Origin of the sequence: Cupriavidus sp. GA3-3 (genome assembly GCF_000389805.1) — a bacterium.
Taxonomy (GTDB): Bacteria; Pseudomonadota; Gammaproteobacteria; order Burkholderiales; family Burkholderiaceae; genus Cupriavidus; species Cupriavidus necator_D.
The window spans coordinates 335,541-353,448 of the sequence record NZ_KB944460.1 but is presented as its reverse complement, the minus strand read 5'-3'; the positions used below and the strand labels follow the sequence as shown (position 1 = coordinate 353,448).

Below are 17,908 nucleotides of genomic sequence, written 5' to 3'. Positions count from 1 at the left end.
CTTGTGGTGTCTGGTGAAGAGGTTCAGATCACTTGAGGATCCAGCCGTTGAACTTCTCCATTACCGCGGCCTGGTTGTCGAGCCAGTACTTGGCGTTGATCTGCACGCCCGACTTGATGTTGTCGGGGTGGGTCGGGCAGTTCTTCGCAACCTCGGGCTTGATGTACTTGAAGGCATCCGGCTGGGTCACGCCTGCCGGGAAGTACTCCACCAGCGAGGCCATGCGCTTGGGGTCGGACGCGAACTTGATGAATTCGCGGCAGGCTTGCGCATTCGGCGTGCCGGCCAGGATGGACCAGTTGTCCACGCCCCACAGGTTCTGGTTCCAGACGATGCCGACCTGGGCACCGGAGGCGGCCGCGCTCTGTGCGCGCGACACCCAGGTGGCCACCATGTCGACCTCGCCGGACTTGAGCATCTGCTCTACCTGGGCGCCGGAGTTCCACCACACGTCAACGTTGGCCTTGATCTTCTCCAGGTTGGCGATGGCCTGGTCGACATTGAGCGGATAGAGCGCGGAGGTCGCCGTGCCGGCGGCCATCAGCGACTCTTCCAGCGTGTCGAACGGGTGCTTGCGCAGGGCGCGGCGGCCGGGGAAGTCCTTGACGTTCCAGAAGTCGGCCCACGACGACGGTGCCTTGCGGCCCTTGAAGGCGTCGGTGCGATAGGCCAGGACCGTGCTGTAGACGTTGGTGCCCACGCCGTAGGGCGACATGAAATGCGCCGGAATGGTCTTGATGGTGGCGTCGCCCTCCAGGCCGTGCTTCTCCAGGTAGACCTTGCCGCCCTGCGTCAGCAGCAGGATGGCCGGCTGGCTGATCTTGGCCATGTCCCAGGTGTAGTTCCTGGTCTCGACCATGCTGCGGATCTGCGCCACCGGTTCGGCGTTGGCCTGCACGCCCACGACCTCGATGCCGGTCTTCTCGGTGAACGGCTTGTAGTACACCGCGCTGTAGGCCTTGGTGTAGATGCCGCCGTCGTCGCGCACCACGATGCGCTTGGACTGCGCGCGCGCATGTTGCAGCACTGCGGGCGCGGCAAGCGTGCCAAGGCCGGCAGCGGCGACCTTGAGGGCACGCCGGCGAGAAGAGTTGATGGGGCTGTGGTCGTTCATGCGAGCTCCTTGATTGCCGTTATTGCTGGGAAGATGGGGGCGGCAGCAGCCGGCCGGGGTTGAACAGGTCGCGCGGGTCGAGCATGCGCTTGATGCCGTGCATCATGGCGATCTCGACCGCCGGCTTGAACTGCGCCATTTCCTCGGTCAGGACCTGGCCGATGCCATGTTCCGCGCTGAAGGTGCCGCCCAGTTCGTAGGCCACCTGGTCGATGGCGTGCTTGATGCGGGCGGCCACGGCATCGCGCTCTGGCAGCGCTTGCCACTGCGGGAAAGGCACCAGCGGGATGAAGTGGACGTTGCCATCGCCCAGGTGGGCCACGACGATGATCGGCAAGTCCGGCAGGACCGCATGCGCCGCCGCGGTGGCGCGCTCAATGAACTGCGGCACCGCCGAGACCGGCACGGCGCAATCGGTGTTCAGGCCCAGGCCCGCCTTCTTGTTGCCTTCGGAGACGCTATGCCGCACCTGCCACATGGCTTCGCGCTGCGCGCCGCTGGCGGCCACCACGGCATCGTCGACCAGGCCTTCGGCCACGCCTTGCTCCAGCACTTCCTGCAGCACCTCGTCGAGCAGCTCGCGCCGGCCGGTGTCGGCAAGTTCCACCAGCACGTGCCAGGGATGGCTGGCAGGCAACGGCGCACGGCGGCCGGGCACGTGATCGAGCACGATCTGCAACTGCACGTCATTGAGCATTTCAAACGCGGACAGGGTGGCGCCACAGCGCTGCTGGAAGCGTCCCAGCATCTCCAGCGCCGCCTGCGGCGTGCTCACCGCCAGCCACGCCATGGTGTGCGCGGTGGGCAGCGGGTGCAGCTTGAGCGTGGCGGCGGTGATCACGCCCAGCGTGCCTTCGGAGCCGATAAACAGGTGCTTGAGATCGAGGCCGGTGTTGTTCTTGCGCAAGCGGTACAGGCCGTTCCAGACCTGGCCGTCGGGCAGGACCACTTCAAGGCCGAGCACGTTGTCGCGGGTGTTGCCATAGCGCAGCACGCCGGTGCCGCCCGCATTGGTGGCGATATTGCCGCCGATCTGGCACGAGCCTTCGGCGCCCAGGCTCACGGGATAGAGGCGCCCCTGTTCCGCCGCCGCCTGCTGGATCGCGGCCAGCACGCAGCCTGCCTCGACTTCCATCGAGTTGTTGGCCGCATCGATGGCGCGGATGCGCCGCATGCGTGCCAGGCTGATGACGATGGGCGGCGTGCCGTCCGGGGCCGGCACCGCGCCGCCGCACAGGCTGGTATTGCCGCCTTGCGGCAGCACGGGCACGCTGGCCTGGACCGCGGCCTGCACCACCGCGGCGACTTGCGCGGTGGAGGCCGGCAGCACCACGCACAGCGCCGGGCCCTTATAACGGCCGCGCCAGTCCTCGATGTAGGCGGCTACGTCCGCGGGTTCGGTGAGAACCGCATCGGGTCCCAACAGGTCTTTCAGCTTCAATACAAGTGACATCGCTTTGTGCCCTCGTGCTCGATTGAAGCCATACTAGTCGATTGTCATGAGCATAGGTATAGGTGAAATCCACATACTAGTAATCGCAATGCGATTACTTTGTCGATCGACAGGCAATGGGCTGCAGACCAGATGTCGGGGGTTCCTTGTGCGAACGGCCTTCCGTGACAGCGGCCCGGCGGCGTGCCGCCCTACAATCTGATCCTGTCCTGACAACGAGGCTCACCATGTTCACCGCCTGTCCCACAGAAAGAAGCCGTGTCATTGCCGATCGCGTCGAGCGCTTTGTCCGCGACGTCGTGGTGCCCTATGAGCGCGACGTGCGCTGCGAAGCCCATGGCCCGACGGCCGGGCTGGTCGCCGAGCTTCGCGACCTGGCGCGCGCGGCCGGCGTCATGACGCCACATATCCTGCCCGACGGCTCTCACCTGACCCAGCTCGAAACCGCGGCCGTGCTCAAGCGCTCGGGCTTGTCGCCCCTCGGGCCGGTCGCGGTCAACACCATGGCCCCGGACGAGGGGAATATGTTCCTGCTGGGCAAGGTCGCCACGGAGGCACAGCAGCAGCGCTTCCTTGCACCGCTGGTCAGCGGCGAGGCCCGCTCCGCATTCTTCATGACCGAACCGGCGGAAGAAGGCGGGGCCGGTTCCGATCCGTCGATGCTCCAGACCACCGCGGTCAGGGACGGCGACGAATGGGTGATCCGCGGCCGCAAGAAGTTCATCACCGGAGCCGAAGGGGCCAGCGCCGGCATCCTGATGGCGCGCACCGGCGATGGTGAGCGCGCGCAGGCCACCATGTTCCTGGTCGACCTGCCGCATCCGGCGATCCGCATCGAACGCCTGCTCGACACCATCGACAGTTCCATGCCGGGCGGACATGCGCAGGTCCTGATCGACGGCCTGCGCGTGCCGCAGGACCAGGTGCTGGGCGAGGTGGACGAGGGCTTCCGTTATGCGCAGGTTCGCTTGTCGCCGGCGCGGCTGTCGCATTGCATGCGCTGGTTCGGGGGTGTGGCGCGTGCCGACGAGATCGCGCGCGCCTACGCCACCACGCGCAAGGCTTTCGGCAAGCTGCTGATCGACCACGAGGGCGTGGGCTTCATGCTCGCCGAGAACCTGATCGACCTGCAGCAGGCCGCACTGATGATCGACTGGTGCGCCGGGGTGCTCGACGGCGGTTCCCTGGGTACGGCCGAGAGTTCGATGGCCAAGGTGGCCGTGTCCGATGCCTTGTTCCGCGTGGCCGACCGCTGCGTGCAGATCCTCGGCGGCATGGGCGTGTCGCGCGACACCATTGTCGAACAGGTCTTCCGTGAAGTGCGTGCGTTTCGCATCTACGACGGCCCGACCGAAGTCCACAAGTGGTCGCTGGCAAAGAAGATCAAGCGCGATACCCTGGCAGCATCGCATCATGGCTGAGCGCCGCCCTGGCGCCGGGCCTGCCTGAGGGGGCCCGGCAGGTGCCATCGCGCCCATCCCCGATCCAGCGCGCCCTGGCCGTGCTGCGCGCGCTGTCCGATCCGGAAGTGCGCCGCATGAGCGACGTGGCGCGCGCCACCGGGCTCGATCCGGCCACGGCTTCGCGCATGCTCGACCTGCTGGTGCAGGAGGGGTTCGCCACGCGCGACCAGGCGCGCCGCTACGGCATCGGGCCCGAGATCTTCCAGCTGGCAGACGTGGCGCAGCGGCGCGTGGACTTGCGCAAGCTGGCGCGTCCGGCGCTGGAACGGCTGGTGGAGGCGTTCGAGGATACCGCCGTGCTGACCGAGGCCAGCCGTGGCGAGGCGGTGTGCACCGACCTGGAACCCGGCACGTATGCGATACGGGCGAACTACGTGACGGTCGGCACGCGCCGGCCGCTCGGCGTGGGCGCCGGCAGCCTGGCGGTGCTGGCATGGCTGCCCGCGCCCGAGCGCGCGCGCCGGCTGCAGCAGACCACGCGCAAGCTTGGCAAGCACCCGCGGCTCGATGCCGCGTGCATCGCCGCGGAAATCGAGGCAGCCCGGGCGCGCGGGCATGTGCTGTTTCTCGATTGGGTGGTCGACGGCATGGGCGGCATTGCGGTGCCGATTCTCGACTATGAGGGCCGGCCGATCGGTGCCTTGAGCGTGGCGGCGACGAGCGCGCGTATCCGCTCGCGCGAGGCCGCGCTGGCACGCAAGCTCAAGCAAGAGGCGCGACGCATCACCAGCGCCTGGACGCGCACCGTGATACCGCCGCGGGCCGACGCATGCACCGACGGCCGGCGTGCCAGGGGGCGCCAGTCCGGCGGTGGCTGACGCCTACCCCGGCGAGCCTATGACGCCGGCCCGCGCAGCAGGCCGGCCAGCGCGTCAGGTATCTCGACTTCGAAACGCAGCACGGCACTGGCCAGCGCCTTGCCGTAGTTGTCGATCGCGAGGCTGCGCGACACACCGCCGCCGAGCGCGCCCTCCGCGACGAAGTTGAGCACCTGCAGTCCATCCACTTCATGGCGCGTGACCGCGCCTGTGATCAGCGTGCCGTACAGCGCCTTGAACGCGGGTGCCGTCAGCTGTGCCTTGATATGCGGGTAGAACTCCGGCGCGTAGGCGATGACCGCCGTGTTCGAAGTATTGCCCTTGTCGCCGGAGCGGCTGTGTGCGAGACGTCGCAGTGGTACACGCATGGCGAATCCTCAGAGATAGTGGACCTGGGAGGTGATCAACGCGCGCGGCACCAGCGCCGACCAGACGCCGATGATCTCGCGCGTGCGCTCCTGGTGCGGCACGCGCTTGCCGGTGGAGGCCAGGCCGCAGACCGCCATGCCGTCGATCTCGCGGCCAACCTTGGCGGCTTCGTCGCGCGTGCGGGTGCGCGCGGCGACGCGGACCGCGATTTCGTTGGGCTCGCAGACAGGTTCGGGCGAGGCCGCGCCGTGCACGGCGTTGACGCCGAGGAAGTCGATGCGCACCTCATCCGCCTGCAACCTTGCCATGGCAAAGCGCGCTTCGAGGATGCGTTTGGCCAGCCTGGCCTTTTCCAGGCAACCCGGCCCCGCGTAGAAGAACATGTCTTCACCGATATGCCCTTCGGTGCAGCCCAGCGACACCTTGAGCGTATCGGTGCGCGGCTGCCCGCTCACACCGCTGATGCGCACGCGGTCCGGCCCTACCTGTTCGAGCACCGCGGTCGAGAAGTCGACCACCACGTCCGGCGTGATGTAGCGGCGCGGGTCGTGGACCTCATAGAACATCTGCTCCTTGACGGTCTGCTGGTCGATGCGTCCGCCGCTGCCATCCACCTTGCCGATCACGGCGCTGCCGTCGGCCTCCACCTCGGCGATCGGGAAGGCCAGGTTCCATGGTTCCGGCACATCCTTGTAGCCGGGGTCGCCGAAATATCCCCCCGTCACCTGCGCGCCGCACTCGAGCAGATGGCCGATGGCGCTGCCGCGCGCAAGCCGTGTCACGTCGTCCGGCGACCAGCCGAAATGATGGATCATCGGCGCGAGGAACAGCGACGGGTCGGCCACGCGCCCGGTGATCACGATCTGCGCGCCCGCGCGCAATGCGGCGACGATCGGTTCGGCGCCTTCGTATGGTTCGGCGCTGATCAGGGTTTCACGCAGCGAGGAAACCGGTGCGCCGCTTTCCAGCAGGGTGAGATCCAGCTCGCAGATGCTCCCGGTCAGGTCCGTGGTGGTGACCGCGGCGATTCTGACGCCGGGCAGGCCCAGTTCCTCGCAGAGTTCGGCCACGCGCCGGGCCGCGCCGAGCGGATGAATCCAGCCCTGGTTGCTGATGATGCGCGTGCCATTGGCGATGCACGGGGGCAGCACTGCGCGCATGCGTTCGTCGAGATAGGTGTCGTAGCCGGCGAAGGCCGGGTCGCGCCGCTTGCGCACCTGCGCGGCGGATACCGTGGCCTCGGCCATGGTCTCGAAGCACAGGTAGTCGAGCTTGCCCAGGCGCGCCGAACGCTCGGCCGGCTCGACGCGGTCGCCCCACCAGCCCGATCCCGAGCCGATGCGAAGGGTGTTGGTCTTGGTCATGATTGTCCTGTATCAGGGGTTGACGCTGCCCAGCCGCGTCATTGCGGCTTGATGCCGGCGGTCTGGATCACGCGCGACCATTTTTCCGTATCGCTCCTGATCTGCGCCGCGAACGCGGCGGAGCCTTCGCCGCCCGGCTCGGCGCCAAGCTGTTCGATGCGCTTGCGCACGTCGGGCGTGGCCAGCACCTTGTCCACCGCCTGCTGGAGCCGGCGCACGCGCTCGGGCGGCGTGCCGGCCGGCGCGAGCAGCCCGAACCAGGAATTGACTTCATAGCCCGGCAGCCCCGACTCGCGCACGGTCGGCACGGAAGGCAGCACCGAGGCCCGCCTGGCACTGGTGACCGCCAGCGCCGTCACCTTGCCAGCCTGGATCTGTGCGAGCGCGGACGGCAGGTTGTCGAACATCAGGTTGACCTGGCCCGCGAGCAGGTCCGTCATGGCGGGGGCGGCCCCTTTGTACGGCACGTGCTGCATGCTGACGCCCGCCATCATGTTCAGCAACTCGCCTGACAGGTGGGGCGACCCGCCGGTGCTGGTCGAGGCATAGTTGATCTTGCCCGGCTCGCGCCTGGCCAGCGTCACCAGTTCGCCCACCGACCTTGCGTTCAGCGTGCTGTTGACAAGCAGCACGTTGGGGGAATTGGCGACCAGCGTCACGGGCACGAAGTCCCGGGTGCTGTCGTACGGCATGCGCGGGTAAATGAACTGGTTGGTCACCTGCGTGCCCAACGTGCCCATCAGCAGCGTATAGCCGTCAGCCGCACTGCGCGCCACGGCCTCAGCGCCGATGTTGCCGCCCGCGCCCGGACGGTTGTCGACCACGATCTGCTGGCCCAGCGCCTCGCCGGCCTTCTGCGCAACCAGGCGCGCCAGGATGTCAGTGGTGCCGCCGGGCGTGAAGGGCACCACCAGCCGGATCGGACGCGAAGGAAATGCCTCTGCCGCGCAGGCCGGTGCGGACCAGGCGCACAAGGCAGGCAGGGTGGCGAGCGCCGCAACTATGGCACGCCGCTGGCGGGAATGACGCTGCATCGGGTTGTCTCCTGGGCGCGAGGCGGTGCGCGCGCATCTGGTTTCGTTGAGGGAAACTATGTGCGGGAGATCTTAGGGAGGGGAGCGAACGAGCGTCAAACGAATGCCATATATTTTCATTGGTTGAAAATTTCAGGCGATTTCAAGCGGACCAGTGCCGTGGGCGCGTGGCGATGGAGAGCTGAACATGAAGCCTCGACCTGCGCCGGAAGATGCGCCATGGTGGCGGGCGGATGCCGCCATCTGCAAGAGTGACCAGCGCAGCAAGCTTGTGTCGTCCATCGCCATGCTGGTCCGGGAGACCTGCGACTTCGGGCAGAAGTTCCCGACCGGGTGGTCGGCTGGCGTGCGTTCGGCCTGGCCGTATGGCCCGTTCGATAAATCCGGATTGTCCTTCGGTGCCGCTATCTCGCACTCTAGCGCTGTTTGATAAACCGATCGGCGCGACACAGTCAGCGTGCCGGCGACATGGAGACGGTGATATGTGCGTTCAAGCGGGCAAGGCCACGCTGGCCGGTATGAAGTGGATCACGTGCGGAGCGCTTGGACTGGCGTTTTCCGCGGGGGCGCTGGCAGCGGATGCCTATCCGTCCAAGCCCATCACGCTGGTGGTGCCGTTCTCGGCCGGCGGCCCGACCGATGTGGTGTCGCGGGCCCTTGGCCAGGCCATGTCGAAGGATCTGGGACAGAGCGTTGTCGTGGAGAACAAGCTCGGCGCCGGCGGCACGGTGGCGGCCGCATTCGTGGCGCGGGCGCAGCCCGACGGCTACACCATCCTGATCCACCACAATGGCATGGCGACGGCGCCGGCGCTGTACAAAAAGCTCTCCTACAGCCCGATGAAGGACTTCGAGTACATCGGGCAGGTGGCGGATGTGCCGATGACGCTGCTGGGCCGCAAGGACCTGCCGCCGGCCAACGCGGCGGAGCTGATCAAGTATGTCTCGCAGAACAAGGAGAAGGTCTCGCTGGCCAATGCCGGCCTTGGCGCGGTTTCGCAGCTATGCGGCCTGCTGTTCGAGGAGGCAGTCAAGGTCAAGATGACTTCCATTCCCTACCAGGGCACCGGCCCCGCGCTGACGGCATTGCTGGGCGGGCAGGTGGACCTGCTGTGCGACCAGACCACCTCGACGCTGCCGCATATCAATGCCAACCGGGTCAAGCTGTACGGCGTGACGACGCCTAGCCGCATCAAGGCGCTGCCGAATGCGCCGACGCTGCAGGAAGGCGGCCTGAAGGGCTTCTCGATGAAGGTGTGGCACGGGATCTATGCGCCCAAGGGCACGCCGCCCGAGGTCACTGCCAGGCTGACCAGGGCGCTGCAGCAGGCACTGAAGGATCCCGCCGTGGCCAAGCGGCTTGACGACCTGGGTGCGGAGGTTGTGCCGGTAGACAAGCAGACGCCGGAAGGGCTGCGCACCTGGCTCAAGTCGGAAAGCGACAAGTGGCAGCCGCTGCTGAAGACGATGAAGGTGGAGGCCGACTGACATCCTGCAGGCGGCAAGCGCGCCAGCGCTTGCGTTCCGTTGCACCCTGAATGTACGCCGCGCGACGATGGCTGCGCGGCGTACTTGCGCTTACGCGGCGCCCGCGGACCAAGCTTCGGGTTAACACCGCAGTAGAAGCCCCAGGCATGCCGCCCCTTGATAGCAGCAGCGGAATTTTCTATTTCACCGTCGCCACGGTTGCTCGCTACCATCGTTTCAAAGGGTGTCGACGCGCAATGCGCCACCCAATCAAAACTATCTTCGTGGAAGAGACATGAAACGCTTGCTTGCTCAAGTAGGGATCGGTGCGCTCATTTCGTTCAGCGCGCACGCCTAGGCTGCTTATCCTGACCATCCCGTCCGCCTGGTCGTACGCTTCGCCGCCGGCGGCAGCACCGACGTGGTGGCGCGCATCGTGTCGAACAAGCTCGGCGCCTTGCTCGGGCAGCCAGTCGTAGCCTGGAGATTCCGGCGGAGAACCTGATCGGCGAGGAACCCCCAGCGTTTGCAGCAAAGCTCAGTTCTCCTGCCACGGCATCTCTTTCCACAGCTGACGGAAGCCCGTCTCCCCGCGCTCCAGCTCCGCGCTGTAGGCGGCCGGCGCCAGATAGTGCAACGGCGCATACATCGCTTCGGCCTGCTGGCGGAACTGCGGATCCGCGACCACGCGCGCCATCGCCTCCACCAGTTTCTTCCTGACCGGCTCAGGCAGGCCCTTGGGCGCCGCCAGGCCGCGCAGCGAAGCCAGCTCAATGTCGAAGCCCTGTTCGCGGAAGGTGGGCACGTTCGGGGCCAGCGTTGCCCGTGTTGCGCCCATTTGGCCAAGGAACTTGATCGGCGAGCCGCCTTTCTGGTACTGCAGCGCTTCGCCCACGTTAATGGCCCCGATGGTGAGCTGCTGCCCGACCAGCGCCGCACGCACGTCGCCTGCGCCCTTGTAGCCGACATGGGTGAGCTTGACGCCCGCGGCCCTCTCGAACAGCAGCATGGCGAGGTGGTCGTCCGAGCCGACGCCGGTGGTGCCGACTGACACCTCCCCCGGATGCGCCTTGGCATGGCGGATCAGCGCGGCCAGCGAGTCGATGCCGTTGCTGTTGTGCACCGTGAAGCCGCCCGGATCGTCGACCAGGTTGCCGATCAGGTCGAAGCTGCGCCAGGTGAAGGTGGTCTTGCGCTCGATGGGAATGGTCAGCAGGTTCGGCGTATTGATAAAGCCGATGGTGTAGCCGTCCGGCGCGGACCGTGCCAGTTCGGCGAAGCCGATGGCGCCGCCCGCGCCGGGCTTGTTCTGCACCACCACCGTGGCGCCGCCGAGTTGCTTCTCGAGGTGGCGGGCCAGCAACCGTGCCACCAGGTCCGTCCCGCCCCCGGGACCGTAGGCCACGATCATCTGGATAGGGCGGTTGGGATAGGGCGCCTCTGCCTGTGCGCCGGTCGCGGCGGCGAGGCCGCAGGCCAGCGCGAGCGCGCCGGCCAGGCGAAGGGGAAAGCGCCGGCGCCATTGGTCTTGGGTCGGGTGCATGGTTGGTGTCTCCTCGCCGGTCTGGTATGCCAGCGTGTTATGTGTAAAGAATAGTCTGCGGAATCGCGGGCTAAGGTGTGACCGATGACAGGGCGGCAGCCTGCATCACCGCCGCAATGCGCAGGCGCGCTCGCGGCCAGACTTCGGGATTGACCAGCCGCTCGGGCCGCTCGCCACTGGTCAGCAGCGTGACGATTTGAGTGGCGGCCAGTTCGGCGTTCCTGCGCCGTGCCTCGTGAGTAACGCCAGCGGTGTGGAAGGTGGCGACGACGTTGTCCAGCGCGAGCAAGGGGTGGGCGCGTGGTGGCGGCTCCTGGTCCCACACGTCCAGACCGGCGCCGGCAAGATGGCCGCTGGCCAGCGCCGCATGCAGCGCGCCCTCATCGTGGATGCCGCCGCGCGCGGTGCTGACGAAGATGCTGCCCGGCCGCATCGCGGCAAAGGCGGCGCCATCCATCATGCGCAGCGTGGTGGCATCGCGCGGGCAATGCAGCGAGACGATGTCGGCACTGCGCAGCAATTCCTCGAAGGACACGGCCTGTGCGCCGCGTGCGGACAGCTCCGCCGCATCCAGCGCCGGGTCGCACCCGATCACGCGCATGCCCAAGGCGCGGCCGAGTGCGGCGACGCGGCGGCCCGCGTGGCCCACGCCGACCAGGCCGAGCGTGCGGCCGCGCAGTTCGTGGCCCATCAGGTCCTCACGGCTCTCGCAGTTGTGCGCGCGCAGGCTGCGGTCGGATTCGGCGATGCGGCGCAGTACCGCGAGCATCAGGCCCAGCGTCATCTCCGCCACCGAGTCGGCGTTGCCGCCGGCCTGGTTGAGCACCGCGACGCCGGCCTCGGTGCAGGCATCGATGTCGATGGTGTCGCAGCCGGAGCCGCTGGACGACACCGCCAGCAGGTTCGGGCAGCGCGCCAGCAGCGCGGCGTCGGCGAACCAGCGGCGCGGGATCTCGTCCTTGGCGGCCGAGATCTGGTAGACATGGGCGCCGGACAGCCGGTCCCAGGCGGCCGCGTCGGCGCCTTTGCGGGCGCAGGTGTGCAGCGTCAGGCCTGGCGTGGCCGTAATGATGCGGTCAAAGGCTGCGTCCAGCCAGTGGTCGAAACGGACCACCGTGCCGGCGGCAGGCATCAGCAGGACGGGCGCGTTCATACGACCGCCCCCTTTTCGCGCAGCGTGCGCTCGACCCAGCTCCGATCGGCGCGGCCTTGCGCGATCGACTCGAGCACCGCTGCTTCGGTGCGTTGTACGTTCTCCACGCGCGCGGCGATTTCCTCGGCATCCTCGGCCGCAACGACCAGCAGGCCGTCGCCATCGCCCAGCACCAGGTCGCCGGGGCGCACCACCATGCCGTCGATGCAGACGGGCACATGCAATTCGCCGGGACCGTCCTTGTAAGGACCGCGGTGCGAGACCCCGCGCGCATACACGGGCAACGTCTCCTTGCCGATCGTATCGCTGTCGCGGATCAGGCCGTCGATGACGAAGCCCGCTGCGCCGCGCGCGATCGCCAGCGCCAGCATGATCTCGCCGATGATGGCATTGGGACCGGCGCCGCCGGCATCGACGACGATCACATCGCCGGGTCCGCAGAGGTCGAGGGCCTTGTGCACCATCAGGTTGTCGCCCGGGCGCGTGCGCACGGTGAGGGCGCGGCCGGCCATGACGCCATCGCGCCGGTGATAGGGCCGCAGCCGCGTGGTGCCGACGGTGCGGCACATTGCGTCGCTGACATTGGCCACCGGGAAGCTGCGGTAGCGTTCCAGCAGCGCGTTGCTGGCAGTCGGCGCCGGCTTGGGGTGGATGCGAAAGCCGTGAAGCGTGCTCATCGATAAGTCTCCGGGTGAGGGGGCATGTGGGGTAGTGAAGCGGCAGGCCGGATGCAGGCAGGGCCGATGTCTGCCAGCCGGGTCAGGCCGAGCATTGCCATATCGCGCGAGATCTCGGCCTGCAACAAGTCGATGGCGTGCGCCACGCCGGGGGTGGACCCGACCGTCGCCGCATAGGCGAACGGCCGGCCGACAAAGACGCAACGCGCGCCGAGCGCGAGCGCCTTGATTACGTCGGTGCCGCGGCATACGCCGCTGTCGAGCATCACCGGCAGGTCGGGCACGGCGTGCACGATCTCAGGCAGGACGCGCAGCGGCGCGATGGCGCCGTCGAGTTGCCGGCCGCCGTGGTTCGAAACGATGACCCCGTCCACACCGTGCCGACGCGCCAGCAAGGCGTCTTCCGCGGTCAGGATGCCCTTGACCACCAGCGTGCCTTGCCAGCGCCGGCGGATGGCTTCAAGGTGCGTCCAGGTGAAATGCGCGCGGTCGGAGAAGTCGCGCAGCACGCGCGATGACAGGATAGGCGCGCCGCGGTGCGCATAGGCGTTCTCGAAGTGCGGCATGCCGTGCCGCAGCAGCGTGCGCGCAAAAGTGCCGAGCAGCCAGCGCGGATGCGTGATGCCTTGCCATGCCAAGCGCAGGCTTGGCCGCAGCGGTGTCGAGAAGCCGGCGCGCACGTTGTTCTCGCGATTGCCCGCAACGGGCGTATCGACGGTGATCACCAGCGTCGATACGCCTGCCGCCTCGACGCGCGACAACAGCCCGTCGATCTGCGCCACGTCGCCGGGCAGGTAGGCCTGGAACCAGGTGCCGGGCGCGGCTGCCATCACTTCTTCCAGCCGGATCAGCGATGAACCGCTCATGATCGCCGGCACCGCGGCCTGCTGCGCGGCCTGCGCGAGCACGATATCGCCGCGGTAAGCGAACAACGCGGCGATGCCCATGGGTGCAACGCCGAAGGGGGCGGCATAGCGCCTGCCGAACAGCTCGAAGTCCAGTTCGCGCGTGGCCACGCCGGCAAGCACGCGTGGCCGCAACGCGATCTCGGTGAAGGCGCGGCGATTCTCCGCCAGCGAGACGCTGTCCTCCACCGCACCGCTGACGTAGGCGTACAGCGGCCGGGGCAGGCGGCGGCGGGCGAGCGGTTCAAGGTCGTTCAGCGAAAGCACTTGGCGGCGCAAGGTACCTGCGCCGCTTGCGCTTGCAGTCGTCACGCGCGGCGCGGAAGCGGTGCCGACGGCATCTGTGGCGCGGTCAGCGGCGTTTTCTGCAGCAGGGGCATGAAGAGCTGACATGATCGATAGGGGGCCAAGGCGACGACGAGGCTTCAATCTAGCAACCGCAGGGAATCGATAAAAGCGAAAAATAACGAAGCTATAATTTCGCTTTTAGGAAACTAATAATCGCCGCCCGCGGCGCGGATCCCATGACCCTCAAGCAACTGGAAGCCTTCTACTGGGCCGCGACCTGCCTCAACTTCTCGGTAGCCGCCGACCGCTGCCATCTGTCCGTGTCTTCGCTGTCCAAGCGGGTGGCCGAGCTTGAAACCTCCCTCGGCGTGCAGCTGTTCGACCGAAGCGGCCGCCGCGCCGAACTGACGGCGCAGGGCGAGCAGATGCTGCCGCGCATCCGCGAATTGCTGCGGGTCGCGGCCGAGTTGCAGCAGTCAGCGGGGCAGAGCCGTGGCCTGCAAGGCCGTTGCCGCGTGGGCCTGGGCGAACTGAGCGGCCTGACCTGGCTGCCCCGGCTGGTACGGCAGACGGCCATCCGGCACCCCGAGCTTCAGCTCGAGCCCTACGTCGATATCGGTCAGGTGCTGGAGCAGCGCCTGGAAGATGGCGAACTCGACCTCGCGGTGATCGCCGGGCCGTCATCGCGCAGCAGCCTCGCGTCGGAGCGGATCGCGCAGGTCGACTTTGTCTGGGTCGCGAGCGAGTCTTTTATCGACCAGACCGGCACCGACGATCCCCGGCGGCTGATGGCGGAGCAATTGCTGCTGTCCCTGCCGGTCGGCGCGGGCGGCACCCGGGTGCTCGACCAGTGGCTGGCCACCCGTGGCATGGCGGTCAACCGTCGCCTGGTGTGCAACAGCTGGGGCGCTGTGGTCGGCATGGTGGCGGAGGGGCTGGGTTTCGCCTTCATGCCAAGGCAGTGGGCCGAAGCGCTGGAAGCGCGCGGGGTGTTGCAGATCCTGAAGAAGGGCGGCGCGCTGGAACCGCTGCACTATGTCGTGCAATGGCGTCGCGACGACGCGCGCCTGCTGATCACGGAGATGCGCGATGTCATCAAGGACGTGATCGAATTCCAGGCGCCGCGTTGCCTGGTGTAGACCGCGTCTCGCAGGGTAGATTTGGCCCAAGGTGTGCAGATTTCGCACGCGGCAGTACAACCGTCGCCTCTATGAGTGGCAGTGGCGCGCCAGTTGCACGCCTGGAACGACATTTGCGAGGGATTTTTTTAACCCGCCGGCAGATGGCGGGCCCTGAACAGCGCCGCGGACATTGCATCTGCCATGGCCCGTGCCGGATGACCGCGGCCGTCATGGAGACGACCATGCCAAGGGCATCGAGCATAGCCCAAGCCAGGGCAGACAAGAGAGCAGGCAAGTCGCCGACCACCCAGGCCGGCCATTTCGTTCACGACGAGATCGAAGCCGTGCGAAAGGGTAAGCACGGCGTGCGCTCGGCCAAGCAGGCCATAGCGATCGGCTTGTCGGAGGCGCGCCGCGCCGGCGTCGAGGTACCGCCGAAGAAGGGCGCGACCAAGGCGGAAACCAAGGCTGCTGCCGCCAAGGCCGCACCGCGACGGGCGAGTTCAGAAAGCACGGCCAAGCGGTCCCAGGCCGCGCTCAAGGCACTCAAGCGCGAGAGCACCGCCGGTGCTTCTCCCAAGGCGCTGTCTGCCCAGGCCAAGAGCGCGGCAAGCAAGCGCACGGCGACCGATCGCTCGGCTGCCGCGAAGAAGGCCGCCAGCACCAAGGGAGCTGCCGGTCGCTCCGAAGCGGCCCGCAAGGCCGCTAGAACGCGTGCGGCAAGGAAGGAGTCAGCCCGTTAGCGAACCAGCGTACCGCTGTCGGCAAGCTGCGCGCCTGGCACGCCGCGTTCTCCGGCGTTCACCGCACTGAACCGACACGGAGGTAAGCCACCCACTCTCTCGCCGGCTTCGACTGTGCGGTCGAGCAGCGAGTAGGTCTCTTCGGCCAGGGGGCTGGCGTAGAATCTGTCGGTGCGCCCTCGGAGCCCGGAACGCCGGGGACACCGGCTTCGATCATGGCGCGTTTGGCGCTGACCTTGTCGCCCATGCGCCGGATCGAAGCCGCGGTAGGCCCGATGCCCAACCCGTCCCTTCCAACGGCTTCGGCAAAATCCGCGCTCTCGGACAAGAACCCATATCCGGGATGCGATGGTCTTTCACGTCGTGTGTCCGAGGCTTCCCCCAACGGAATCAACTTCTCCGCCCCCCCTGAATTGAGAGCCATAGATGCGATCGCCCCGCAAGCTGTTTCACATGGCCGCCCTGCTGGCCTCACTTGCCGCCGTCGGCCATGCGCCCGCGGCGCCCTACCCGGATCATCCTGTCGAACTCGTGGTGCCAAGCACGGCGGGCGGTGGTACCGACACGGTTGCGCGGGCCTTCAGCGAAGCCATGCGAAAGTACCTGCCGCAGCCGCTGACCGTGGTGAACAAGCCAGGTGCCAGCGGCGCCATCGGCATGACGGAAGTGGCCCGCGCCAGGCCCGATGGCTACAAGCTCGGCATCATCATCGCGGAAGCCGTGATCGTCCCGCATCTCGGGCCGACCACCCTCGACGCCGCCGAGCTGGTGCCGATCGCGCGCCTGAATGCCGATCCGTCGGCGATCACGGTCAAGGCCGACTCGCGCTGGAACACCATCGAGGCGTTCCTGGCATTCGCCGCGGCGCACCCGGGGGAGGTGCAGGTCGGGAATTCCGGCCCGGGCTCGATCTGGCACCTGGCGGCGACGGCGCTGGAGGACAAGGCGCACGTCAAATTCAATCATGTGCCGTTCTCCGGTGCGGCGCCGGCCCTGGTGGCGTTGATGGGCGGGCATATCGACGCGGTGGCCGTCAGTCCGGCCGAAGTATCGGCCTATGTGGCCGCAGGCAAGGTGAAGACGCTCGCGGTGATGGCCGGGCAGCGTGTCAGGGGCTTCGAGAACGTTCCGACGCTGCGTGAGCGCGGTATCGACCTCTCGATCGGCACATGGCGCGGACTGGCCGCGCCCAGGGGCACGCCACCTGAAGTGCTCGAAACCCTCGCGGCCGCCAGCCGCAAGGCGGTGGCGGACCCTGTCTTCGTGGCGGCGCTGGGCCGGCAGAACCTTGGGATTGCCTATGCCGACGCGGCGACCTTCAAGGCGATGATCGCGGCAGACAACGCGGTGATGAAGGTACTGGTGGCCAGGACCAACCTGCGGAAGTGAGGCAGCGTGTCCGTATCAGGCGGCTGCCCGGGCGGCAAAGGCCGCGAGGTCGAAGCGCGCGGCGGGCTGCCGCCCGGCGAGCGTATCCAGCAGGTTGCGCGTGGCGAGTTCGGCCATGGCGCGCCGGGTCTCATGCGTGGCCGAGCCGATATGGGGCAGGGCTGTCACCCTGGGATGGCTGCGCAGCGGTGAATCCTGCGGCAGGGGCTCGGTGGCGAAGACGTCCAGCCCGGCCGCGCGCAGGTGGCCGCTTTCGAGCGCCGCGAGCAGCGCGTCTTCCTGCACGATCTGGCCGCGGGCGCCGTTGACGAAGATGGCGCCCGGCTTCATCAGCGCGAACTCGCGCCGGCCCATCAGGCCACGCGTGCTGTCGGTCAGGGGCAGCGTGACGGCGACGATATCGGCTCGCTGCAAGGCATCGTCGAGATCCGTCCGGGTGGCGCGTCCCACCAGGTCAGGCGGTTCCGCCGCGGTCTCGTTGACGTAGAGCACCTCCATGCCGAAGCCGAGCGCCGCGCGTCGCGCCACGGCCTGGCCGATGCGTCCGAAGCCCAGGATCGCCAGGGTCTTGCCGTGCACGTCCCAGCCGAACAGGCCCTCGCCGATGTTGGCGGCCCAGCGGCCTTCGCGCACATGCGCCGCAAGCTCGACCAGGCGGCGGCTCGTGGCCATGATGAGCGCGAAGACAGTGTCGGCGGTGGTCTCGGTGAGTACGCCGGGCGTGTGGCACAGGGTGATGCCGCGCCGGTGCAGGCAGGGAAGGTCGTAGTTGTCGACTCCGACCGAAATACTCGAGATCACCTCCAACTGGCCCGCTTCGGCCAGTTCCGCTGCGCCCAGCTTCACGCTTGAGCCGATCAGGCCATGAGCATTGGCCAGCGCGGCGTGGAAGGCCGGCAGTTGTGCCGGCTGGCGCGGGTCGGCCACGATCACATCGTGCTCCGATTCGATCCTGGCGAGCAGGTCATCAGGAATCGGGCGGAACACCAGGACATTCTTGCGCATCGG

General features: G+C 67.6%; 17 protein-coding genes and 1 pseudogene. 7 read left to right on the top strand and 11 right to left on the bottom strand.

Annotation, left to right across the window (positions count from 1 at the left end; genetic code table 11):
- Positions 1-28 precede the first annotated feature (28 nt).
- Positions 29-1,114, bottom strand: coding sequence for an ABC transporter substrate-binding protein (locus tag C265_RS01595; protein WP_010810305.1), 1,086 nt, complete (start codon positions 1,112-1,114; stop codon positions 29-31).
- Positions 1,115-1,133: 19 nt separating this feature from the next.
- A complete protein-coding gene (locus tag C265_RS01590) occupies positions 1,134-2,567 on the bottom strand; it encodes an FAD-binding oxidoreductase (RefSeq protein ID WP_010810304.1) in 1,434 nt (477 codons plus the stop codon).
- Between the two features lie 227 nt (positions 2,568-2,794).
- Between C265_RS01590 and C265_RS01585 the strand changes: the two genes are divergently transcribed.
- Together C265_RS01585 and C265_RS01580 are read left to right on the top strand one after the other, a co-directional pair.
- A complete protein-coding gene (locus C265_RS01585) occupies positions 2,795-3,988 on the top strand; it encodes an acyl-CoA dehydrogenase family protein (RefSeq protein ID WP_010810303.1) in 1,194 nt (397 codons plus the stop codon).
- 41 nt (positions 3,989-4,029) lie between these two features.
- Positions 4,030-4,848, top strand: a complete 819-nt coding sequence (locus C265_RS01580; protein ID WP_010810302.1) for an IclR family transcriptional regulator — start codon at positions 4,030-4,032, stop codon at positions 4,846-4,848.
- Positions 4,849-4,865: 17 nt separating this feature from the next.
- Here C265_RS01580 and C265_RS01575 read toward each other — a convergent pair whose 3' ends face one another.
- The 3 genes from C265_RS01575 to C265_RS01565 are packed head-to-tail and all read right to left on the bottom strand — an operon-like array spanning position 4,866 to position 7,615.
- Complete coding sequence (locus C265_RS01575; RefSeq protein WP_010810301.1) at positions 4,866-5,216, bottom strand: hypothetical protein; 351 nt, start codon at positions 5,214-5,216, stop codon at positions 4,866-4,868.
- Positions 5,217-5,225: 9 nt separating this feature from the next.
- Positions 5,226-6,581, bottom strand: a complete 1,356-nt coding sequence (locus C265_RS01570; protein WP_010810300.1) for an acyclic terpene utilization AtuA family protein — start codon at positions 6,579-6,581, stop codon at positions 5,226-5,228.
- 38 nt (positions 6,582-6,619) lie between these two features.
- Positions 6,620-7,615: a tripartite tricarboxylate transporter substrate binding protein gene (locus C265_RS01565; RefSeq protein WP_010810299.1), complete on the bottom strand. Its 996-nt coding sequence runs from the start codon at positions 7,613-7,615 to the stop codon at positions 6,620-6,622.
- A 187-nt stretch (positions 7,616-7,802) separates the two neighbouring features.
- Here C265_RS01565 and C265_RS01560 point away from each other — a divergent pair, with 187 nt between their 5' ends.
- Together C265_RS01560 and C265_RS01555 are read left to right on the top strand one after the other, a co-directional pair.
- Positions 7,803-8,045, top strand: coding sequence for a hypothetical protein (locus C265_RS01560; protein ID WP_010810298.1), 243 nt, complete (start codon positions 7,803-7,805; stop codon positions 8,043-8,045).
- Positions 8,046-8,097: 52 nt separating this feature from the next.
- Positions 8,098-9,102 carry a tripartite tricarboxylate transporter substrate-binding protein gene (locus C265_RS01555; RefSeq protein ID WP_010810297.1) on the top strand — a complete coding sequence of 335 codons (1,005 nt, stop codon included), beginning with the start codon at positions 8,098-8,100 and terminating at the stop codon, positions 9,100-9,102.
- Positions 9,103-9,619: 517 nt separating this feature from the next.
- Here the strand turns inward: C265_RS01555 and C265_RS01550 are convergent.
- The 4 genes from C265_RS01550 to C265_RS01535 form a co-directional block, all read right to left on the bottom strand.
- Complete coding sequence (locus tag C265_RS01550) at positions 9,620-10,624, bottom strand: tripartite tricarboxylate transporter substrate binding protein (protein WP_010810296.1); 1,005 nt, start codon at positions 10,622-10,624, stop codon at positions 9,620-9,622.
- A gap of 70 nt (positions 10,625-10,694) precedes the next feature.
- Entirely contained in the window at positions 10,695-11,777 is a 1,083-nt protein-coding gene (locus tag C265_RS01545; protein ID WP_010810295.1) for a hydroxyacid dehydrogenase, read from the bottom strand.
- Positions 11,774-12,454, bottom strand: a complete 681-nt coding sequence (locus C265_RS01540) for an RraA family protein (RefSeq protein WP_010810294.1) — start codon at positions 12,452-12,454, stop codon at positions 11,774-11,776. The genes C265_RS01545 and C265_RS01540 overlap by 4 nt, the downstream gene beginning before the upstream one ends.
- On the bottom strand, positions 12,451-13,626 hold the full coding sequence (locus tag C265_RS01535) for an alpha-hydroxy acid oxidase (protein WP_011617489.1): 1,176 nt from the start codon (positions 13,624-13,626) through the stop codon (positions 12,451-12,453). The genes C265_RS01540 and C265_RS01535 overlap by 4 nt, the downstream gene beginning before the upstream one ends.
- A gap of 257 nt (positions 13,627-13,883) precedes the next feature.
- On the opposite strand from C265_RS01535, the gene C265_RS01530 reads away from it, so the two are divergent.
- Positions 13,884-14,786 (top strand): LysR family transcriptional regulator, encoded by a 903-nt coding sequence (locus tag C265_RS01530; RefSeq protein ID WP_010810292.1) that lies wholly within the window; start codon positions 13,884-13,886, stop codon positions 14,784-14,786.
- A gap of 224 nt (positions 14,787-15,010) precedes the next feature.
- A complete protein-coding gene (locus tag C265_RS01525) occupies positions 15,011-15,511 on the top strand; it encodes a DUF6496 domain-containing protein (RefSeq protein ID WP_037023434.1) in 501 nt (166 codons plus the stop codon).
- A 163-nt stretch (positions 15,512-15,674) separates the two neighbouring features.
- Here the strand turns inward: C265_RS01525 and C265_RS32720 are convergent.
- Positions 15,675-15,860 (bottom strand): annotated as a pseudogene (locus C265_RS32720) (biotin carboxylase N-terminal domain-containing protein); the annotation flags it as partial.
- A gap of 77 nt (positions 15,861-15,937) precedes the next feature.
- Between C265_RS32720 and C265_RS01520 the strand changes: the two are divergent.
- On the top strand, positions 15,938-16,900 hold the full coding sequence (locus tag C265_RS01520; RefSeq protein WP_010810290.1) for a tripartite tricarboxylate transporter substrate binding protein: 963 nt from the start codon (positions 15,938-15,940) through the stop codon (positions 16,898-16,900).
- Positions 16,901-16,915: 15 nt separating this feature from the next.
- Here C265_RS01520 and C265_RS01515 read toward each other — a convergent pair whose 3' ends face one another.
- Positions 16,916-17,905, bottom strand: coding sequence for a D-glycerate dehydrogenase (locus C265_RS01515; protein WP_010810289.1), 990 nt, complete (start codon positions 17,903-17,905; stop codon positions 16,916-16,918).
- Positions 17,906-17,908 lie beyond the last annotated feature (3 nt).